The organism is Catellatospora vulcania, from assembly GCF_009720385.1.
GTDB classification, from domain to species: Bacteria; Actinomycetota; Actinomycetes; order Mycobacteriales; family Micromonosporaceae; genus Catellatospora; species Catellatospora vulcania.
The window spans coordinates 632,615-647,911 of record NZ_WARX01000001.1; the positions used below are offsets into that span (position 1 = coordinate 632,615).

Annotated in this window: 10 protein-coding genes; 3 read left to right on the forward strand and 7 right to left on the reverse strand. The window is 71.0% G+C overall.

Annotation, left to right across the window (positions count from 1 at the left end; genetic code table 11):
• Positions 1 to 59: 59 nt before the first annotated feature.
• The 3 genes from F6W97_RS22075 to F6W97_RS22085 form a co-directional block, all read right to left on the reverse strand.
• Positions 60 to 1,262: a cytochrome P450 gene (locus tag F6W97_RS22075; protein WP_155372319.1), complete on the reverse strand. Its 1,203-nt coding sequence runs from the start codon at positions 1,260 to 1,262 to the stop codon at positions 60 to 62.
• A 33-nt stretch (positions 1,263 to 1,295) separates the two neighbouring features.
• Positions 1,296 to 2,339, reverse strand: a complete 1,044-nt coding sequence (locus tag F6W97_RS22080) for a zinc-dependent alcohol dehydrogenase family protein (protein WP_155372320.1) — start codon at positions 2,337 to 2,339, stop codon at positions 1,296 to 1,298.
• 139 nt (positions 2,340 to 2,478) lie between these two features.
• Positions 2,479 to 3,999 carry a beta-N-acetylhexosaminidase gene (locus tag F6W97_RS22085; protein WP_155372321.1) on the reverse strand — a complete coding sequence of 507 codons (1,521 nt, stop codon included), beginning with the start codon at positions 3,997 to 3,999 and terminating at the stop codon, positions 2,479 to 2,481.
• Between the two features lie 263 nt (positions 4,000 to 4,262).
• Here F6W97_RS22085 and F6W97_RS22090 point away from each other — a divergent pair, with 263 nt between their 5' ends.
• The gene (locus F6W97_RS22090) at positions 4,263 to 7,145 is read left to right on the forward strand and encodes a polysaccharide lyase family 8 super-sandwich domain-containing protein (protein WP_196279262.1); all 2,883 of its coding nucleotides are present in this window, start codon (positions 4,263 to 4,265) and stop codon (positions 7,143 to 7,145) included.
• Between the two features lie 121 nt (positions 7,146 to 7,266).
• Complete coding sequence (locus tag F6W97_RS22095) at positions 7,267 to 8,301, forward strand: LacI family DNA-binding transcriptional regulator (RefSeq protein ID WP_155372322.1); 1,035 nt, start codon at positions 7,267 to 7,269, stop codon at positions 8,299 to 8,301.
• Between the two features lie 284 nt (positions 8,302 to 8,585).
• On the opposite strand, the gene F6W97_RS22100 is transcribed toward F6W97_RS22095, so the two are convergent.
• The 3 genes from F6W97_RS22100 to F6W97_RS22110 form a co-directional block, all read right to left on the reverse strand.
• The gene (locus tag F6W97_RS22100; RefSeq protein WP_230686870.1) at positions 8,586 to 9,515 is read right to left on the reverse strand and encodes a carbohydrate ABC transporter permease; all 930 of its coding nucleotides are present in this window, start codon (positions 9,513 to 9,515) and stop codon (positions 8,586 to 8,588) included.
• Positions 9,512 to 10,417, reverse strand: a complete 906-nt coding sequence (locus tag F6W97_RS22105) for a carbohydrate ABC transporter permease (RefSeq protein WP_155372323.1) — start codon at positions 10,415 to 10,417, stop codon at positions 9,512 to 9,514. The genes F6W97_RS22100 and F6W97_RS22105 overlap by 4 nt, the downstream gene beginning before the upstream one ends.
• 76 nt (positions 10,418 to 10,493) lie before the next feature.
• A complete protein-coding gene (locus F6W97_RS22110) occupies positions 10,494 to 11,798 on the reverse strand; it encodes an ABC transporter substrate-binding protein (protein WP_155372324.1) in 1,305 nt (434 codons plus the stop codon).
• Positions 11,799 to 12,069: 271 nt separating this feature from the next.
• Between F6W97_RS22110 and F6W97_RS22115 the strand changes: the two genes are divergently transcribed.
• Positions 12,070 to 13,074 (forward strand): hydroxyacid dehydrogenase, encoded by a 1,005-nt coding sequence (locus tag F6W97_RS22115; RefSeq protein WP_230686871.1) that lies wholly within the window; start codon positions 12,070 to 12,072, stop codon positions 13,072 to 13,074.
• A gap of 117 nt (positions 13,075 to 13,191) precedes the next feature.
• On the opposite strand, the gene F6W97_RS22120 is transcribed toward F6W97_RS22115, so the two are convergent.
• Positions 13,192 to 15,255: a S9 family peptidase gene (locus F6W97_RS22120; protein WP_155372325.1), complete on the reverse strand. Its 2,064-nt coding sequence runs from the start codon at positions 15,253 to 15,255 to the stop codon at positions 13,192 to 13,194.
• Between the last annotated feature and the right edge of the window lie 42 nt (positions 15,256 to 15,297).

The window sequence follows — 15,297 nt, forward strand, 5'->3', positions numbered from 1 at the left end:
CCCCGCGCCGCAACTCTTAAAGAGTCGCGGCCTCCGAGGTGTTCTGTGGCCGCGACTCTTTAAGAGTTGCGGCAGGTGGGGCGGCAGGTGGGGCGGTGGATGGTGAAGGTGTCGGGCATGCGGAAGCTGAGGTTGTCGGGGCACCAGGGGGCGCGGAGGACCTCGGTGTCGCGGAGGAGGGGGGCGGTTTCGGCGACGACTACCGCGGCTTCCATGCGGGACAGTTGTGCGCCGACGCAGCGGTGCGCGCCCGCGCCGAAGGCCAGGTGGCGGCGGGAGCCGCGCTGGCCGGGTACGAAGTCGTGGGGGTGCTCGGCGACCGCGAGCCCGGCGCGGGCCAGCCACAGCACGATGCTCGCGCCCGCCCGCACCGGCAACCCGCCGAGTTCGGTGTCCCGGGTGGCGACCCGCCGCCAGGTGGGGATCGGCGGCACGAGCCGCAGGCCCTCCTCGACCACGTCGTCCACGCTGACGGTGCCCCGGGCCAGGCCGTCGAGCACGGCGGGCTCGCCGGACAGCCGGTGCAGCAGCAGCGTCAGGAACTGCGACGTGGTCTCCTGACCGGCCACCAGCAGGAAGAACAGCGCCCCGACCGGGGTGTCCCTGGGCAGGCCGGCAGCAGCGGTGTGCGCGCGCAGCTCGCCGACCATGCCACCGGCCGTGGCGGCGAAGTCGCGCAGCACCGTGTGGAACCGGCCGACGGTTTCGGCCAGGGCGAGTTGCCGGGGCGCGTCGAGCGGGGCCCAGAACAGCTCCAGCGCGGCCCGGGAGAACTCCTTGACCACGGCCGCGTCGGCGTCGGGCAGCTCGACGAGCTTGGCCAGCACCAGCAGGGGCAGGTCGGCGGCGAGGTCGGCGTACAGGTCGACGGGTTCACCGGCCCGTAGGCGGGTGGCCAGCGCGGTGACGCGGCGGCGGACGATGCCGGTCAGCCAGGGCCGGAGTGCCTCGACCCGGGTCGGGTGCAGGGCCTGCGCGGTGATCTCCCGGATCGCCGGGTGGGAGACGCCGCCGTTGTTGGCGAGCGTGGCGGGCAGCTTGAAGCCGTACGAGGTGAGCATGCGCAGCGCGCTGACCGGCATCGGGCTGATCGCGTCGAGGGCGTTGCCGGGGTGGAAGGTGTCCGGGTCGGCGAGCACCTGCCGGACGAGCCGGTGATCGCTGACGACGACGTGGGTGACGCCGACGTGGTCGGTCACCTCGACGGTCGCTTCGGCCCGCCCGTCGATGTCGAAAGGCTGGTCCCAGGTACGGAACAGCACTCGGACACCGTACTAGGCGAAGTGAGCGACCGTTCAGGCAAGGGCTTGCGGGGTGATGACGGTGATGCCTGTCGGGGGCGTGTCGCCCATCGCGGTCAGCGCCGCGGGCGCCTCGTCGAGCCCGATGGTCCGGGTGACCAGCGCGTCGGGGCGCAACCGCCCGGACACGACGAGGTCGAGCATCGGCCCGTAGTCGGCGGCGGCCATGCCGTGGCTGCCGAGGATCTCCAGCTCCCAGCCGATGACCCGGCCCATCGGCAGCTCGGGCGCGCCGTGCGGGAGCAGCCCGACCTGCACGTGGCGGGCGCTGCGGCGCAGGCTCAGGATGGCTGAGGCGCAGGTCGCGGGGCTGCCCAGCGCGTCCAGGGTCAGGTGCGCGCCGCCGCCGGTCAGCTCGCGCACCGCCGCGACCGGATCGCTCTCGCGACTGTTCACGCAGGCCACGGCTCCGTGCTCGCGGGCGAGATCGAGCGCGCCGCCCGAGACGTCGACGGCGACGACCCGCGCGCCGTACGCGGCGGCGATCATCACGGCGGACAGCCCGACGCCGCCGCAGCCGTAGACGGCGACCCACTCCCCGGCGGCGACGCGTCCCTGCGCCACGACCGCGCGGTACGCGGTCGCGAACCGGCAGCCCAGCGCGGCCGCGGCGGCGTACGACAGCTGTTCGGGCAGGCTGACCAGGTTGAGGTCGGCGTGGTCGATCGCGACGTACTCGGCGAACGAGCCGCGGTGGGTGAACCCGGGCTGGGTCTGGTGCTCGCAGACCTGCGGCGCGCCGCGGCGGCACGGCTCGCAGCCGCCGCAGCCGCAGACGAACGGCACGGTCACCCGGTCGCCGACCCGCCAGCCGGTGACGTCCCCGCCGACGGCGTGCACGGTGCCGGCCAGCTCGTGCCCCGGGACGTGCGGGAAGGTCGCGATGTCGGGGTCGTGGCCCATCCAGCCGTGCCAGTCGCTGCGGCACAGCCCGGTCGCCTCGACCTTGATCACACAGCCGTGCGGCGGTGCGGCCGGCTCGGGCAGTTCGCGCACGTCAGGCTGCTGTCCGAAACCGTCGTAGGTGACCGCGCGCACCTGTTCCCCTCCCACCGGGCCGCAGCCGGTGCTCCGGCCACGATGCTCAGCACATTACGTCGCGATCCGAGGCGCGAGGTAGGCCCGGGACGCACGTGACCAAGGCGTGCGTCCCGTTCAGGCGCGTGTGGAGCCGTCTCTACTCGGCTGCCGGATGAGGCTCCGGCCGGCGGTACGCGACCCCGAGCGCGTCGAAGCGTGCCAGCATCACGTCCAGCCGTTGCCGGAAGTCGCCCAGCTCGGTACGGGTGCCCCAGCCCGCCTCGGCCACCGCCGACATCCGCGGCAGCAGGTTGTACCCGGCCCGGCCGACCGTGGGCAGGTACTCGCCCCACAGGTTGCCCTGCACGCCGAGGACCCGGTTGTCGCGGGCCGGCGGCTCGTCGGGTTCGGGCTGGTAGGCGTACACCTTGTCCAGCGGCAGCAGCCCGCCGATGCTCAGCGGCTCGCCGGGCGCGTCGGACTCGCAGTAGTCGAGGTAGACGTGCTCACACGGGGAGGCGACGACGTCGTGCCCGGCCTGGAGTGCCGCGGTGACATGGTCCTGGTTGCGCCACGCCATGATCACGGCTTCGGCGGGCGCGCCCCGGCCGACCAGCTCGTCCCAGACCACCACGCGGCGGCCGTGCCCGCGCAGGTGGGCGGCCAGCTCGGAGATCCACCAGCCGAGCAGGTGCTCCGGGTCGGTCAGGCCGAGTTCCTTCATGCGCGCCTGCGCGCCCGGGTTGGCCGACCACTCCGCGGGCGGCACCTCGTCGCCGCCGAGGTGGATCAGCGTCGACGGGAACACGTCGACCAGCTCGTCCAGCACGTCCTTCATGAACCGCACGGTGTCGTCGTCGCAGTTGAGCACCGTGTCGTAGATGCCCCAGCGGGTGCCCGTGGCCAGCTGCGTGCCCGGGTTGTTGCCCAGCTCCGGGTAGGCGGCGATGGCGGCCGTGGTGTGCCCCGGCAGGTCGATCTCGGGCACCACGGTCACCCCGCGCCGGGCCGCGTACGCGACCAGCTCGCGCAGCTCGTCCTGGGTGTAGTAGCCGCCGTGCGGGGTGCGGTCGGCCTGCTTGATGTTCTCGTGGCCGATCGGCGACTCCTGCCGCCACGCGCCTACCTCGGTCAGCCGCGGGTGGCGCTTCACCTCGAACCGCCAGCCCTGGTCCTCGGTCAGGTGCAGGTGCAGCGTGTTCATGCGGTGCAGCGCGAGCAGGTCGATCACAGTACGCAGCCAGGACACCGGCTGGTACCACCGGCCGACGTCGACCATCACGCCGCGCCACGGGTACCGGGGCCGGTCCTCGATCTGCGCGTACGGCAGGGTCCACGCGGTCCCGGTGACGGGCGCGGCCGCGTACGCCTGCGGGGGCAGCAGCTGCCGCAGTGACTGCACCGCCCAGCGCAGCCCGGTCAGGGTGCCCGCGACGGCGCGCACGCCCGTGTCGTCGACGGTGAGCCGGTAGCCCTCGTCGCCGAGCCCGGTCGTGCCGTCGAGGACGAAGACCAGCTCGGCGGCGCCGTCGCCGTCGGCCAGGGGCAGGCCGGTGGCGGGGCCGAGCAGTTCGCGGAGCAGTTCGGCGATCTCGGCCGGGGCGTGGACCGTGGTCTGCGGGCCGAGCGTCCGCTGTCCCGGGGCCGGTGCGTACGAGAGGGGTTGCGGGATCAGCACGGCGGCTCCTCCAGGTGGCAACGCAGAAAACGATTTCAGGAACAACCCTGCGACCGTAGTACAGCTTCTTAACAGTAGTCAAGATCAACAACGGACGTGTCGCCGGTGTCAGGCAATGGTCAGCGGGCGGTGGGCTCCGCAATGGGGAGAACGTTTTCCGATTTCTCTTGTGTGGTGCAGAGCACATGCCCTATGTTCTGCGTCATTGGTGGGGGAAACGGTTACGTAAGTCCGCTGTAGCACTGACGTAAAGAGGATGGACCATGCACCTGTCCCGCCGTCACCTCCTGCAGGCAGGCAGCGCCTCCGCGCTGGGCGCGCTGACCCTGCCCCTGCTCCCGGCCGGCCCGGCGTACGCCGCCGACGAGTTCGACACGCTCCGGCTGCGCTACCGCAGCAGCATCACCGGCACCGGCTACAACCCCGCGGTGGAGCCCTACGCCTCCCGCCTGGCCGCCATCGGCGAGGTCGCGGCGCAACGCCGGGCCACGATGACCCCCGGTGGCACCGCGCTGTGGCCGGACCTGCCGCTCGACGTCTCGTCGTCGATCACCGGCAGCTACTCGCGGCTGCGCGGCATGGCGCTGGCCTGGGCTCAGCCCGGCACCGGCCTCACCGGGAACGCGACCCTGCTCGGTGAGGTCATCACCGGCCTCGACTACCTGCACACCAAGATTTTCAAGCCCTCGACCAGCTGGTTCGGCAACTGGTGGGACTGGAACATCGGCGCCCCGCAGACGCTGCTCGACATCATGGCGCTGGTCTACGACCACCTGACCGCCACCCAGGTGACCAACTGGCTGGCCGCTGTCGACACCTTCACCCCGTCGGTGTCCCCGCTGCTCAACGGTGGGGCGAGCACCGGTGCGAACCGCTCCGACGTGTGCATCGTGGTGGTGCGGCGCGGCATCGTCGGCAAGAACGCCGCGAAGATCATCGCCGGGCGGGACGGCCTGTCCCCGATCTTCACCTACGTGCGCACCGGCGACGGCTACTACGAGGACGGCTCCTTCATCCAGCACGGTGTGGTGCCCTACCAGGGGACCTACGGAGCCGTGCTGCTGTCCGGGCTGGCCGGCCTGTTCGGGCTGCTGGCCGGTTCGACCTGGGCGGTCAGCGACCCCAACCGGCAGATCGCGTTCGATGCGATGACCCGGTCCTGGGCCCCGTTCGTCTACAACGGGCTGATCATGGACTGCGTCAGCGGCCGGGGCGTCAGCCGCGGCCTGTCCCTGGGGGACCCGCTCGGCATCCAGGGCGACGACCACGTGCGCGGCCACGGCATCGTCGCCAGTTTCGTGCGGATGGCCGACGCCGCGTCACCGGCCGAGGCGGCGCTGTGGCGGGGCATGGTCAAGGGCTGGATCCAGCGCGAGTACTGGGGCAACCTCGCCGACGACCAGAACCTGAGCGTGCCCACCCTGGCCGCGTGCCTGACGATCCGCGACAGCGCGTCGGTCACCGCCGTCGCCGAGCCGGTCGACCACCGCCTGCTCGCCGCCCAGGACCAGGCCGTGCACCGCCGTCCGGGCTGGGCCGCGTCCATCGCCATGTGCTCCAAGCGCACCACCTACTACGAGACCGGCAACGGCGAGCACCTCAAGGGCTGGCACACCAACAACGGCATGTTGTCGTACTGGGGTGCGACCTGGGGCAACGGGCAGTACTCCGACGCCTTCTGGCCGACCGTCGACCCCTACCGACTACCCGGCACCACGGTGTCGAAGAAGGCCCTCGCCGACGGGGCGGGCGGCACGTGGGGCGCACCCGATCCCGGCACGAGCTGGGTCGGCGGCGCTACCGACGGGACCTTCGCCGCACTCGGCCAGGACACCCGCGGCCTGGAGTCCACGCTGCAGGCCAAGAAGTCCTGGTTCTGCCTCGACGACGGCATCGTCTGCCTCGGCGCGGGCATCACCAGCACCGACGGCGTCGCCGTCGAGACCATCGTCGACAACCGCAACCTGGGCGGCGGCACCGGCAACCAGCCGCTGACCGTCAACGGCGCCGCACAGCTCGCGTCCCTCGGCTCGGCCACCTTCACCGGCGTCAACTGGGCCCACAACTCCTTCGCCGGGATCGTGTTCCCCGGCGGCGCGACCGTCAAAGCGCTGCGCGAAGCCCGCTCCGGCAGCTGGTCGCAGATCAACACCGGCGGCACCACCGAGGTCCTGACCCGCAGATACCTCACCCTGTACATCGACCACGGTGTCAACCCGACCACCGGCTCGTACAGCTACCACCTGCTGCCCGGCGCGGACACCACCACGACGGCCGCCCGCGCCGCCTCGCCCACGGTGACCGTGCTCGCCAACACGGCATCTGTGCAGGCGATCACCGACACCGCCACGGGCGTTACGGCCGCGAACTTCTTCGCCGCGGGCACCGCGGGCCCGATCACGGTCAGCGCACCCTGCTCGGTGCTCATGCGCGAATCCGGCGGCCAGCTCAAAATCACCGTCGCCGACCCGACCCGGGCCGCCACCACGATCACCGTCACGATCGCCCGCAGCGGCTACAGCACCGCCACCGGCGACGGCCGCATCACCGTCACCGGCCTCAACCCGATCAAGCTGGTCGCCGAGGTCGGCGGCGCGCTCGGCAGCTCCCGGACCATCACCTTCGGCACCGGCAGCACCGTCACCGGCGGCCAGCACCTGACCCTGGCCCCCACCGCCGACGCGCACACCCGCGACGGCAGCTACGCCACCACCAACTACAACGGCACCACCCTCGAAGTGAAGAACGACGGCGTCGGCTACGCCCGCAAGGCGTACCTCAAGTTCGACCTCACCACGCTGGCCGCCGCCCCGAAACGGGCGGTGCTCTGGGTCAGCGGCAACACCGCCGACTCCGTCGGCACCCACACCACCATCAGCGCGTACGCCGTCACCGCCGACACCTGGACCGAAACCGGCCTCACCTGGAACACCGCACCCGCACTCGGCGCAGCACTGTCCACCGCGCCGCTGTGCCAGGTCGCCGACTGGATCCCGCTCGACGTCACCTCGTTCGTCCAGGTCGAATACGCGGGGGACAAGTCCGCGACCATCGGGCTGTGGCAGTCCGCGGTCGGCCGGGCGACGGTGCTGAACAGTCGCAGCAACGCGACCCGGCCCGCGTTCCTGCAGGTCGTCACCGGCTGAAGGAATCCTCCGCGCTGAATGATCTTCGTGGCGACCGGCGTGGACAGAAGCGATGAGGACGAGTAGGGTAAACGCTTTCTAAGATCGTTTCCCCTGCTTTCCTCATCCTTCTGGGGTTCCTATGAACAAGCGGCCCACCATTCGCGACGTCGCGGCGATGGCCGGGGTGTCGGTGGCGACCGTGTCGCGGGTGCTCTCGGGGGACTACCCCGTCGCCAACGCCACCCGCACCAAGGTCCAGCGCGCCGTGCGGGAGCTGGACTACGTCGTCAACGCCCACGCGCGGGCGCTGTCCGGCTCCACCTCCAACGTCGTGGCCCTGGTCATGTACGACGTGGTCACCCCGTTCTTCGCGTTCATCGCCTCGGGGGTGGAGTACCAGGCCACCGAGTCCGACCGGCTGTGCCTGGTCTGCACCACGCACGGCGACCCGGACCGCGAGCTGGAGATCGTCAAGCTGATGCGTGAGCAGCACGCCGACGCGGTCATCCTGGTCGGCGGCGTGAACATGACCGACGACTACCGCGAACGCATGTACCGCTACGCCAAAGGCCTGGAGGACGCGGGCAGCCGCCTGGTGCTGTGCGGCCGCCCCTCACTCGGCCCCGACTTCCCGGCCATCACCGTCGAGTACGACAACGCCGGCGGCGCCTTCTCGGCCACCAGCCACCTGCTCTCCTCCGGCCACCGCCGGATCGCGATGCTCGGCGGCCCGATCGGCAACACCACCTTCGACGCCCGCCTCGACGGCTACCGCCGCGCCCTGGAGGCGTTCCGGGTGACCGTCGACCCGGCGCTGATCACCCACGGCGACATGAGCCAGGACGCCGGTTTCCGCCAGGTCCAGCGCCTGCTGGCCGAGGGCGTCGAGTTCACCGCCATCTTCGCCGCCAACGACTTCGTCGCCGCCGGGGCGATGCGCGCGCTGCGCGCCGCGGGCAAGTCCGTCCCCGACGACGTCTCCGTCATCGGCTACGACGACACCCCCTTCGCCCCCGAACTCACCCCGGCCTTGACCAGCGTCCACCTCCCGCACGAGGAACTAGGCCGCACCGCCGTCAAACTGGCCCTCCAGCGCGGCGAAGGCTCCACCCGCCAGCACGTCATGCTCGGCACCCACATCGCCATGCGCGACTCCGTCCGCCCCCTCATCTGACCGAGCCGATGGGAAGGGCACCTTCTTAACGCTATGCGTTGTAGAAGGTGCCCTTCCCATCGTTTCGAAGCCGTGAGCAGGCGGGCGGCGAGCCGTTCCGGACGGCCGCGCCCCGGGGCCACTCGCCGGGCGGCACACGGGTGCGGGCCGGTTTCGGATGCATGATCGCCGTTTCGTGTCAGAACCTGCGGTCGGACCTGAGGTTCTGACACGAAACGGCGATCATGGCGGCCAACGGCCAGCGGCCAACGGCCAGCGGTCGGCCCGGTGGCCGGTGGGGGAGGTTACTTCACCGCGCCGGCGGTCAGGCCGGCCTTCCAGTACCGCTGGAGGCTGAAGAAGGCGACGATCAGCGGCAGGATCGCCACCAGCGAGCCGGTCATCAGCAGCGGGTAGAACAGGTCCTGGTCGGCGTTGATCTGCTGGCGCCACATGAACAGGCCCAGGCCCACCGGGTACAGGTGGTGGTCGGACAGCATCAGCAGCGGCATGAAGAACGCGTTCCAGCCGGCGGTGAAACCGAACAGGAACAGCGTCGCGAAGGCCGGGCGCAGCAGCGGGAACGCGATCTGCCAGAAGGTGCGCAGCTCGCCCGCACCGTCGACCCGGGTGGCCTCCAGCAGCTCGTCAGGCACGTACGCCTGGCTGAACACCCGGCCCAGGTACACCCCGAACGGGCTGGCCAGACCGGGCAGGAACACACCCCAGAAGCTGTTCGTCAGGCCCAGGTCCGAGGCCATCAGGTACAGCGGCACCGTGGTGACCGCGGCGGGCACCAGCACACCCAGCAGCACCAACCCGAACCAGCGCTCCTTGCCGGGGAAGCGGAACTTGTCGAACGCGTATCCGGCCATGATCGAGATCATCGAGCTGGCCAGCGCGCCGACCCCGGCGTAGAGGAAGCTGTTGAGCAGCCAGCGCAGGAACAGCCCGTCGCCGAAGGTGAACAGCTCGACCAGGTTCTCCCACAGCCGTACGCGGGCGAACTCGAACCCGCCGGTGGAGTAGAGGTCCGCGTAGCCCTTCGTCGCGGCGATGACCAGCCAGGTCAGCGGCAGGACGGTCCACAGCATGGCGGCCAGCAGCACGCCGTTGACGACGCCCTTGGACAGCAGCGGCGGGGCCGACCGGGTGCTCCGCCGCTCGGCGGGCCCGGCCGCCCGGCCGGACGTGACCGCAGCGTCGGGCCGGGTCAGGGTCTGCGAGGGGCTCACAGCTTCGCGCCCTTCTTCGAGAATCGGGTGACCAGGAACGACGCCACGGCCAGCACCACGGTCAGGATCAGCGAGGCCGCGGCCGCGCCGCCCATGTCGTACGCCTTGGTGAGCTGGTAGATGTACAGGCTCGGGGTCCACGCCTGGTCGATCGTGGTGGCGGCGTCGCGCACGATGAACGGCTCGGTGAACAGCTGCATCGCGCCGATGACGGTGAACAGCACGGCCAGCACCACCGCGCCGCGGATCATCGGGGCCTTGACCGACCACGCGATGCGGATCTGCCCGGCGCCGTCGACAGTGGAAGCCTCGATGACCTCACGCGGCACGGCCTGCAGCGCGGCGAAGAAGATGATCACGTTGTAGCCGGTGTGCATCCAGGTGGTCAGGTTCGCCACCGCGCCGATCGCCCCGGCGTCCGAGCCGAGATTGAACGGGACGCCGACCTGCTCCAGCGCGTCGATGATCGGGGACAGGCCGGGGGTGTAGAGGTACGTCCAGATCATCGCGGCGATCAGGCCGGGCACGATGTTGGGCAGGTAGAGCGCGAGCTGGAAGAAGCGCTTGGCGCGGGCGTACGCCGAATCCAGCAGCAGGGCCAGCAGCAGCGCGATGCCGATCATGATCGGGATGTAGACCAGGCAGTAGAGGCCGACCGTGACGAAGCTGCCGAGGAAGCGGGGGTCGGTCAGCGCCTTGGTGAAGTTGTCGAGGCCGACGAAGACCTGCTCGGGCTCCCCGCCGAGGCCGAGGCCCGACGTCTGCTCGCGGTGCAGGCTCAGCCAGCCGCCGTACCCGATGGGTGCGAGGGTGAAGGCGAAGAACAGCAGGAAGAACGGGGCGGTGAAGAGCGCGGCGACGCCGTACTGGCGGCGGGCCAGGCCGGAGCGGGTGGGGGGCATGAGCGCACCTCCTTTCAGCAGCGAGAGCGGGGCGGGCGCCGCTGCCCGATGACAGCGCCGCCCGCCCCTGCGGTCGTCAGGACGCGTTGATGCCGCGGCCCTTCAGGTCCTCGATCGTCTTGGTCTGCACCGGGGCGTACACGGCCGGGAGCTGCTGCTTGCCCGTCTGCACGAGCTTGAACTGCTCGCCGATGCCGTCGAACACGCCGCGCATGCCCGGACCCCACACCCAGCCGGTCTTGATGGTCGGCAGGGCCGCCTTGGCCACGGCGTAGATGTCCTGGCCGCCGAAGAACTTGGTGTCGAAGTTCTTGGCCGCCACGTCGGCCAGCTCCGGGATGGCGGGCAGCGTCGAGCTGGCGCCGCTGGCCAGGCGGGCCTGGATACCCTCCGGGGTGGTGGTCATCCAGGTGATGAACTTCAGCGCGGCTTCCTTCTTCTTGCTGGTCTTGCTCACGCCGAAGGAGGAACCGCCGACCATCGCCGAGGCCGGGTTCGCGTCCCACGAGGGCAGCGGGGCCGAGGCCCACTTGCCGGACTGGTCGGGCAGGCCCGCCTTGAGGCCGCCCGCGGCCCACGCGCCGCCGAGCTGGGTCCAGACCTGGCCGGCGGCCTTGCGCTTCTGCACTTCCTCAGCCGGGACGTTGGTGACCAGGTCCTTGGTGATCAGGCCCTGCCAGTAGCCGGCGACCTTCTGCGACTCGGGGGAGTCCAGGGTGACCTTCCAGGAGTCGCCCTGGATGCCGAACCACTTCGCGCCGGCCTGCCAGTTCAGCGACACGAAGTTCGCCGAGTCGGTCTGGTTCCAGTCGGTGATGCGCGACTTCGCGTCGGCCTTCTTCACCGCCTCGGCCGCGGCCTGGAACTCGTCCCAGGTCTTCGGCACGGCGATCTTGTGCTGCTCGAAGAGGTCCTTGCGGTAGAACATGACCATCGCGCCCGCGTCCAGCGGCACGGTCCAGGTCTTGCCCCCCAGCGTCACCAGCTCCTGGATCGGGGCCGGGTACTTCGACTTCACCAGGTCGGTGATGTCGCCTGAGATGTCCTGCAGGTTCCCCTGCGCCAGCATGTCCGGGAGCATCGCGTACTCGACCGTGGCCACGTCCGGCGCGTTGCCCGCCTTGACCGCGTTGGTGAGCTTTCCGTAACCCTCGGCGCCGCCCGGGATCTGCTCGAACTTGACCTGCACGTCGGTGTGGGTCTTGTTGAACGCGTCCGTGACCTCCTGCGAGGCGCGCAGCCAGGACCAGAAGGTGATCTCGGTGACGGTGGGCTTGTCGGCGGGGGTGTCGGCGCCCTTGCTGCAGCCGGTCGCGACCAGAGCCATGGCAACCATGGCTCCGGCGAGCGTCGCGGCTGCCTTCATCGATCGGGTCTTCATGACCGCTCCTTTGCGGGGGGAATGGATCGTAGCGGAGGTTTTCGCAGTTCAGAGCCCCGGCCCTGGGGCCCGAGTGTGATGCCGGGGCAGTGGTTCAGATCACCGTCCCTGGCGGAGACCGAAAGTAAACCGTTTTCTACGACGCCGTCAAGTCACCGTTTCCATCTCGTTGTAGAACACGCGGATACCCAGTGTTGACCTCGTAAACGGATGCGGCTACGGTCCTGAATCCGTACAGCAACCGTTTACTAAAGATCGTTGGGGAGAAGCCGTGAGCCAGCCGGACCGCCCTGCCGGGCTCATCGTGATGTCGCCGCCGGCGGCAGGCGCGGTGTTCCCCGGTGATCTGCTGACCCGGCTCGACGGCTCGCTGCGGCTGCTCACGCCCGATCCGGTCGGCGACTTCGCGCTCGCCGCCGGGGTGCTGTCCGAGGTGGAGATCCTGCTGACCGGCTGGGGCTGCCCCCCGCTCGACGCCCACGTGCTCGACGCGATGCCGCGCCTGCGCGCGGTCGTGCACGCCGCGGGCTCGGTGAAGCTGCACGTCGGCCCCGAGGTCTTCGCCCGCGGCATCGCGGTCTCCTCGGCCGCCGACGCCAACGCCGAGCCGGTCGTGGACTTCACCCTCGCCGTGCTGCTGCTGGCGGGCAAGCGCGCCTTCGCCTTCGCCCGCCGGTACGCCGAGGGCCGCCAGCCGACGTTCGCCGTCAACGAGCGCGCGGGCAACGACGGCCGCGTCGTCGGGGTGGTCGGCGCGTCCCGCATCGGCCGCCGCGTCATCGTGCGGCTGCGCGCGGCCGGATTCCGGGTCCTGGTCAGCGACCCGTACCTGGACCCGCTGGACGCCGCCGCGCTGGGCGCGGAGCCGGTCGGGCTCGACGAGCTGTGCCGGCGCAGCGACGTGCTGACCCTGCACGCGCCGGAGCTGCCCGAGACCGTGCACATGATCGACGAGCGGCGGCTGGCCATGCTGCCCGACGGGGCCATCGTCATCAACACGGCGCGCGGGGCGCTCATCGACACCGAGGCGCTCACCCGCGCCTGCGCCGAGGGCCGCATCGACGCCCTGCTCGACGTCACCAGCCCCGAGCCGCTGCCCGCCGGGCACCCGCTGTTCGCCCTGCCCAACGTCTGGATCACCCCGCACCTCGCCGGGGTCCAGGGCACCGAGGCCCGCCGCCTGGGCGCGTACGCGGTGACAGAGGTCGAACACCTCCTCGCCGGCCGCCCCCTGTCCGGCGAAATCCACGCCGACCAACTCGCCGTCCTCGCCTGACCCGCCCTCCGCCCGCGCCCGCGCCCGCCCACCACCTTGCGCAACTCTTAAAGACTTGCGGCCTCAGGAGTGATCCGAGGGCGCAAGTCTTTAAGAGTTGCGGCGGGGGCGGGTGGGTCAGGGGGTGGCGGGGCGGAGGTGGGACAGGAGGAAGGCGATGATCTCGGCTTCGTAGTGGGCGTGGGCGTAGCGGCCGGCGGGGCCGGTGTGGGCGCCGGAGCCGAGTTCGGTGCGCAGGTAGAGGGGGCCGTCGGCGGGGCCGGCGGTGGCGCGCAGGCGGGCCACCCACTTGGCGGGCTCGTGGACCATCACCCGTGGGTCGTGCAGCGCGCCGGTGGCCAGCAGCGCCGGGCGCGGGCCCTGCGGCAGGTGGTTGTACGGGGAGTACGCCCACATCCAGTCGAACTCGTCGGGCTTTCGCGGGTCGCCCCACTCGTCCCACTCGTTGACGGTCAGCGGGATGTCCGGGTCCAGCATCGTCGTGATCACGTCCACGAACGGCACCTCCGCGACGACCGCGGCCCAGCGCCCGGGGCGTTGCGTGTAGACCGCGCCCTGCAGCAGGCCACCGGCCGACAGACCCCGGGTGGCCAGCCGGGACCCGTCGGCGATGCCGTCGGCCAGCCAGTCGGCCACGGCCAGGTGGTCGGTGAAGGTGTTGGCCTTCGCCGCGAGGTGGCCGTCGTGCCACCACCGGCGGCCGTTCTCGCCGCCGCCGCGCGGGTGGGTCAGCGCGTACACCACGCCGCGGTCCAGCAGGCTGGGCAGCACCGGGTCGAACTCCGGGTCCAGCACGGACTCGTAGGCGCCGTAGCCGTAGAGCAGGGCGGGGGCGGTGCCGTCGAGCGGGGTGTCCGCGCGCCAGGCCAGCGTCACCGGCACGGCGGTGCCGTCCGGGGCGGTGGCGTGCCGCCGCGCGGTCCGGTACGCCGCGGCGTCGTAGCCTGGCAGCTCGCGGTGTTTGCGCAGCTCACGTTCGCCGGTGCACAGGTCGACGGAGTGCCAGGACGGCGGTTCGACCAGGGATTCGACGACGACCGTGACGGTGGTGTCGCCGTACTCCACCGGGGTGGCCAGCCGGACGTGTCCGGCATCGATCTCCGCGTCGATCTCGACCACGGCCCCGGTCGCCCGGTCCACGGCACGCAGCAGCGGGAAGCCGTCGCGGCGCAGCTCGACCAGCCAGTGCCGGCGCAGCGCGTGGCAGGCGGTGACCCGCTCGCCCGCACGGGGCGCGAGCAGTTCGGTCCAGTGCTCCGGGCCGGGGGTCTGCACCGGCGCGGACATCACCCGGAACTCGGGCGCGCCGTCGTCGGTGACGATGACCAGCCGCCCGTCGGCGTGGTCGACGCGGTAGTCGACGCCCTTGCGCCGCGGCGCGACGAGCCGCGGCGCGGCCTCCGGGGCGTCGGCGGGGATGAGCCGCCACTCGGCGGTGTCCCGGCTGCGCGCCTCGATCATGATCCACCGCAGGTCCCGGGTGGCCTGCACGGTGAGCTCGAACCGGGCGTCGTCCTCCTGCAAGACCAGCACGTCCGCCTCGGGCGGGGTGCCGAGGACGTGCCGCCAGACCTGGTGGGGGCGGAACAGCTCGTCGTGCACGGTGTAGAAGAACGTGCCCGAGTCCGCGCTCCACGCGCCGGTGTAGTACGTACGCGGCAGCTCCTCCGAAAGGTCAGTCAACGTCGCCAACTGGAGGAACTTCAATCGATAGACCTCGTCGCCGGTGGTATCCACTGAGTACGCCAGGAGCGTGTTGTCGGGGCTCAGCTCCCGCAACCCGATCTCGGCGAACCCGTCGGGACCCGCCAGCCGGGCCCCGTCGAGCAGCACCCGGTCGGAGTCGCCGTCATGACCAGCTTGTAAGAACTGCTCGTACTCACTTCCCGCAACGGTTCGGGTGTAGTAGAAACGTGAACCATGTCTCCAACTGACTGAGCTATCAGTCGGAAGGAGGCGTCGCTCCACCTCGTGAAAGACCTCGGTCTGGAGGCCCTCCAGCCGGTTCGCGGCGGCATCGTAGTACTCGCGCTCAGCGCGCAGGTAGGCGAGAAACCGCGGGTCGGAGTGGTCGCGCATCCACCCGTAATCGTCGGTCCACCGGCGTCCGTGCAGCTCGCGCTCGCAGGGCTCGCTCGGGGCGACCGGCGGGACGTCGATGTTGTCGAGATCGTGCGGCATGAACGGGCACCCTACCCGCCACGCCCCCGGGCACCAAGGAGA

What these genes read in the sequence shown, in the direction of transcription:
- F6W97_RS22090 (WP_196279262.1), top strand. Translation starts at nt 4,263, where the DNA reads ATGCACCTGTCCCGCCGTCACCTCCTGCAGGCAGGCAGCGCCTCCGCG.
- F6W97_RS22095 (WP_155372322.1), top strand. Translation starts at nt 7,267, where the DNA reads ATGAACAAGCGGCCCACCATTCGCGACGTCGCGGCGATGGCCGGGGTG.
- F6W97_RS22105 (WP_155372323.1), bottom strand. Translation starts at nt 10,417, where the DNA reads ATGCCCCCCACCCGCTCCGGCCTGGCCCGCCGCCAGTACGGCGTCGCC.
- F6W97_RS22110 (WP_155372324.1), bottom strand. Translation starts at nt 11,798, where the DNA reads ATGAAGACCCGATCGATGAAGGCAGCCGCGACGCTCGCCGGAGCCATG.
- F6W97_RS22120 (WP_155372325.1), bottom strand. Translation starts at nt 15,255, where the DNA reads ATGCCGCACGATCTCGACAACATCGACGTCCCGCCGGTCGCCCCGAGC.